The organism is Psychromonas algicola (genome assembly GCF_004378355.1).
In the GTDB taxonomy this organism is placed as follows: domain Bacteria; phylum Pseudomonadota; class Gammaproteobacteria; order Enterobacterales; family Psychromonadaceae; genus Psychromonas.
In genome coordinates, this window is the sequence record NZ_SNUB01000057.1 from 1 (window position 1) to 4,453 (window position 4,453).

4 protein-coding genes are annotated in these 4,453 nt (G+C 35.1%); all 4 read left to right on the forward strand.

Features of this window, described 5'->3' with window-relative positions; translation table 11 throughout:
- Positions 1-418: 418 nt before the first annotated feature.
- The 4 genes from E2R67_RS16230 to E2R67_RS16245 all read left to right on the forward strand — a co-directional run bounded on the left by E2R67_RS16230 (position 419) and on the right by E2R67_RS16245 (position 4,102).
- Positions 419-613: a hypothetical protein gene (locus E2R67_RS16230; protein WP_134291989.1), complete on the forward strand. Its 195-nt coding sequence runs from the start codon at positions 419-421 to the stop codon at positions 611-613.
- 322 nt (positions 614-935) lie between these two features.
- On the forward strand, positions 936-1,724 hold the full coding sequence (locus tag E2R67_RS16235; protein ID WP_134291990.1) for a BRO-N domain-containing protein: 789 nt from the start codon (positions 936-938) through the stop codon (positions 1,722-1,724).
- A gap of 566 nt (positions 1,725-2,290) precedes the next feature.
- Positions 2,291-3,085: a hypothetical protein gene (locus E2R67_RS16240; protein WP_134291991.1), complete on the forward strand. Its 795-nt coding sequence runs from the start codon at positions 2,291-2,293 to the stop codon at positions 3,083-3,085.
- Positions 3,086-3,580: 495 nt separating this feature from the next.
- Positions 3,581-4,102 (forward strand): c-type cytochrome biogenesis protein CcmI/CycH, encoded by a 522-nt coding sequence (locus E2R67_RS16245; RefSeq protein WP_134291992.1) that lies wholly within the window; start codon positions 3,581-3,583, stop codon positions 4,100-4,102.
- The last annotated feature ends 351 nt before the right edge of the window (positions 4,103-4,453 follow it).

The window sequence follows — 4,453 nt, forward strand, 5'->3', positions numbered from 1 at the left end:
TATTTTAGTTTTTATCGATTAGGTTGTATTGACCTTGAATCAAGTAAAGACTATTGGACGGTAAAAGTGTAACCCATGTATGTTTAATAAAGTGTTACCTATGAACTTGACTGTACACGCCCGTAACGTTTTTTAATCTGAATAAATAACAGCCTTCTTAACGCACCGCTCAGACTCGACATCCATGTCTCGAACTGAGCTAGCTACGGCAAAGGACACGCAGAGCTTAGTCCGCTCAAACACTATGCTGCCGCATAAATCGCTCCATGCCTCTGCTTGCTAAAGGCAGTAATTGATTCAGAAAAACTTAACGGGGAGTTGTTGTAGCCTCGTTGAGTAAGGTTTTATTGTAGCTCAATAATATTTGAGTTTGATGAATGAATACCCATTACTTATATTGTTATGAATCCTCGTTCCCATGCTCCGCGTGGGAATGCATAGTTTTGGGTTTGCTCGTTATGGTTTGATATTAGCTCGTCTGCGCTCGTCGTGGCCTTTTGATATTGTTGGCTTTGGATTTCGCCCTGTCGGCGACTTTACTTTTTCTTGGTCAGAAGAAAAAGTAAGCAAAAAGACTGACACCGAATCGCTTTCTTATCCAAATAATAAATAGCTTTTATAACGCACCGGCTCTTGCTGGCCATCCATGGCCAGAACGAGCCTAACCCAAACATCCTGTTTGGGTTTGCTAAAAGCAATATATTATTTGGGAAAGCTCAACGGTGGGCAGTTGTAGCCGCGTTGATTTTAGTTTAATCATTAACTAGTTGATGATTAAAAGCAAAAGGCAAGACCTGACCCCGTTAACATTATTTTGTGAATAGAAAGATATACTGATTAATGCAGTCGTAACTGATTCTTAAGGCACTACAGAGTGCAACCTAGTATATAACAATGTTATTATTCATTGGCTGAGTTCAATTTAAGGAAATCATATGTTTGAAGTATTGTTATATCCGAGTAAAAATGGAAAATTAGAGATAAAAACGATGCAAAAAGAGGGAAATACTCTATTTTTGTTATCTGATGTAGTGCGAGTAATCTCGAAAGAATCACAACAAATAGATGGCACTAGTTCTTCTAATCAAGCATCACTTCTACATGAATCAATTTCAGCTCTCGATGATGATGAGAGTCACATGGAGACATACATCGAAAATGCCAAAGAAGAAACTGGGTATTTTGTAACAGAACCCGGAATTTACCGCGTAGTTTCTAGAGCAAAAAGCTCTGGTGCAAAAAAGTTTCAACGTTGGGTATATCATGAAGTAATGCCTTCAATCCGCAAATATGGTATGTATCCTGCGCCAGAAGTATCAGATGATGATCTCCTTCAACAATTAGCAGACCAACAAGCTAAACAATCTCAATTATTAAGCCAATTTATAAGAAGTTCAAAACAACGATTTGATAATATCGATAATAAAATTGATATTAACTCTACAGTAATTGAAGAACATGATAAGTCTATATGTCAAATTTCAGAGAAACTTATACAAATCGAAACTTCAAGTTTAACCAAACATGAGTTCTTCGATGTAAATGATGTTCTCAATTCGCAAGGCATCTGCAATTCGCAGTTAATCTATATTATTGCTTTATGTGAAAAAATTGTGACGGAAAGAAATTACGATTATATACCTTCTCGGTCTGGAAAAAGAGAGAGCCAAAGATTTTCTAAAGAAGTTATAGAGTTAGCTTTGACTTATGCACGCTTAACCTGAAAATGGAAGTCAAAAAGTGCCGGACACCCACTCATTGAATTAAGCATTATCAATTAGTTACGATAAAACCTTACTCAATGTGACTGCGACAACCCCACTGTTGAGCTTTCCCAAACAATGGATAACTTTCAGCAACAGCAAACAGGACGTTTGCTGTAAGTTCATCCGACACAAGGACGTGTCGTATGAACTGGTGCGTTAAGGAAGCTGACTTTAAAGGTATAGGCATTGTTTGGATTAGAAAGCGATTCGGTGTCAGTCTTTCTGCGTGTTGTGGGTAAAAGTCTTTTCTGATAAAAGAAAGTTTGGTCGCCGAAAAGGCGAAAACACTGTTAATAAGCATCAATCAGACTGGACGAGCGCAGACGAGTTAACACAAAAAATAGTCACTAGAAGTATAGGTACTCATATGTAGAAAGTGCTGAACACCCATTCATTGATTGCTTTTAGCAAAAGCTGGTGCGTTATAAAGCAATAATATTTTCAGAATCGACTATCGCATGATACCTTATTCAAAAAAACTGAATTCATCAAACCTTAATAAAAAAGAGTAAAATTAATAAAGTATGGATACATCCAAAATTGATAAAGAAAAATATGGGTTTTCTGACGACGTCAATATGCTACCGCCAATTTCTTATTTAACTCAAGGATTTAATCGAGGTCTTGCTAGATTATTTAATCACTTTAAAATAGCGTTTTCAGTCTTTGTTGTAATTTATGTGATTGCATTAATATATGTAACTCAACTGGCATTAGATGTAAATTCAGGTGATATTTTTTTAGTTGTTGCATCACCTTTTATATTACCGGTAGTTTTCTTCTTAGCTTACTGTGCCATTGGAAGCTTATTACTCGCATTTTTTGCACAGAAACCTAGTATACGTATCGGCTTTGCAACAGGGTTACAGGTGCTTATATTGTTTCCTGCCTTTCTTATGGCAATGGGCGATACACGTGTATTACTCATTCTTATGGGGAAATATGTAGGAGCTATTTTTATAATTTTGAATCTAATTTTTTTCCCATTGTTCATGATGCGCTATGAAAAGAAAATATTGCGCTACTCTTACTTATGTTCACCTACACTTGTTTTAATCATATTATTTATATGGTTTGAAGCAACACAAAGCTTGTCCTATACACGGATAGAGAAAACACAGTTTTCTATAGAAGAATGTGAAAGAGTATATCGAACCAATAAGTTTGGCCACCGAACAGGATCATCATATACCGTTTGTGATGTTTCACTTGATTACAATGGTTATCAATATGGATTCCAAGCGATGCTTAAACCAAGAGGAAAAATTGAATATATGGAAATACGTCAAGCTATTTTTCAACACTTCAGTTTACGTTAAATAGCAGTAACATCATTCATTTACTGGTAGCGAAAGTGCTGAAAACCCACTCATTGAATTAAACATTATCAAAAAGTTACGATTAAACCTTACTCAATGCAGCTGCGCCCCCACCGTTGAACTTTCCCAAACATTTATTACTTTTAACAAATGCTAAATAAAAGGTTTAGTCGAGGCAAATGAATTAATGTATGTCTGAAATAGGTATTTAAAATCAAGTAATTGAATAATATTAACGTTTTATTTACTTTTCTTTTAATATATAAATTTGATATTCTTTTCTTTGTAGATTTTATATATACCCGATCTCTAAACTCAAGAGGTAATAATGAAAATCACATCCACCTTAAAGTTCGTTATTTACACTCTATCAATAATGCTACTTGCAAATGATTTTCAAATAAAAAATGTTAGGCATGCGAAATTAGAACATAACAAGTAAGTGATGCTGCTATTAAGCGATTTCAATTCGATTAGTATAATTAAGGAAAAATTATGAATAAAAGAGTTGCGTGTATCATCTGTATTTTAATGATTGCAGTTAAAGTAAGTGCAGCTGATAAAAAGTTAACACAAACCATAATTAGCGATACTAGTTTCAATAACTCTATTGAAACTAATGTTAAAGCCAAGGTTAAGTCTAGCCCTAAAGTAAACTCAAAACTTGCGCTTGCAAGTATTGATGTGCAATTAGATCTAAGCTCGATTAAATCCGAATTAACAGGTAACGAAACTGTATTTGTATACGCTCGAGCTTGGCAAGGTTCAAGAGTACCGTTGGCGATAAAACGTTTCAAGTTAAATGACCTGCCAAGTCTGGTGACCTTAGACTCAAGTAATGCAATGGCTCCGGGAAAGGACATTACAAGTGTGGAAAAATTAGAAGTGCTGGTACGAGTTTCTCAGTCTGGACATGCATCACCGCAAAGTGGAGATTGGTTAGCCACAACGGGGCCAATTAGCCTTGAGACTCAAAAAAATCCCGTGTTACCTAATTTTATTGAACAACTCCCTTAATATTTAAATCCAAAAGGCAAGTGTAAGATTTTACTTACTGTCTTATAACAGTTTTACTTGGTTTACTCTTGCTCCCAGTAAGGCTATTTAGCTTATTAAATAAGAATTTTTTAGCCTAGGTGATTAAAGTATTGAACACCTATTCATTGATATCCATAAGCGATATTTTCAGAAGACTGTAATTGTTATATTTAAAAAAACCAATAAAAAAGCTAATCGCTTCAACAGTGATGACCCTGTCCTAAAATCTGTGTAATTGCCTATCATTAACTTAATCATATTAAGGATAGGTAATTATGAAAAAAGAAGAGTTAGAAGCATTCGCCCTTAAAGCATCAAAGGGATTAAAGT

What these genes read in the sequence shown, in the direction of transcription:
- E2R67_RS16240 (WP_134291991.1), top strand. Translation starts at nt 2,291, where the DNA reads ATGGATACATCCAAAATTGATAAAGAAAAATATGGGTTTTCTGACGAC.
- E2R67_RS16235 (WP_134291990.1), top strand. Translation starts at nt 936, where the DNA reads ATGTTTGAAGTATTGTTATATCCGAGTAAAAATGGAAAATTAGAGATA.
- E2R67_RS16245 (WP_134291992.1), top strand. Translation starts at nt 3,581, where the DNA reads ATGAATAAAAGAGTTGCGTGTATCATCTGTATTTTAATGATTGCAGTT.
- E2R67_RS16230 (WP_134291989.1), top strand. Translation starts at nt 419, where the DNA reads ATGCTCCGCGTGGGAATGCATAGTTTTGGGTTTGCTCGTTATGGTTTG.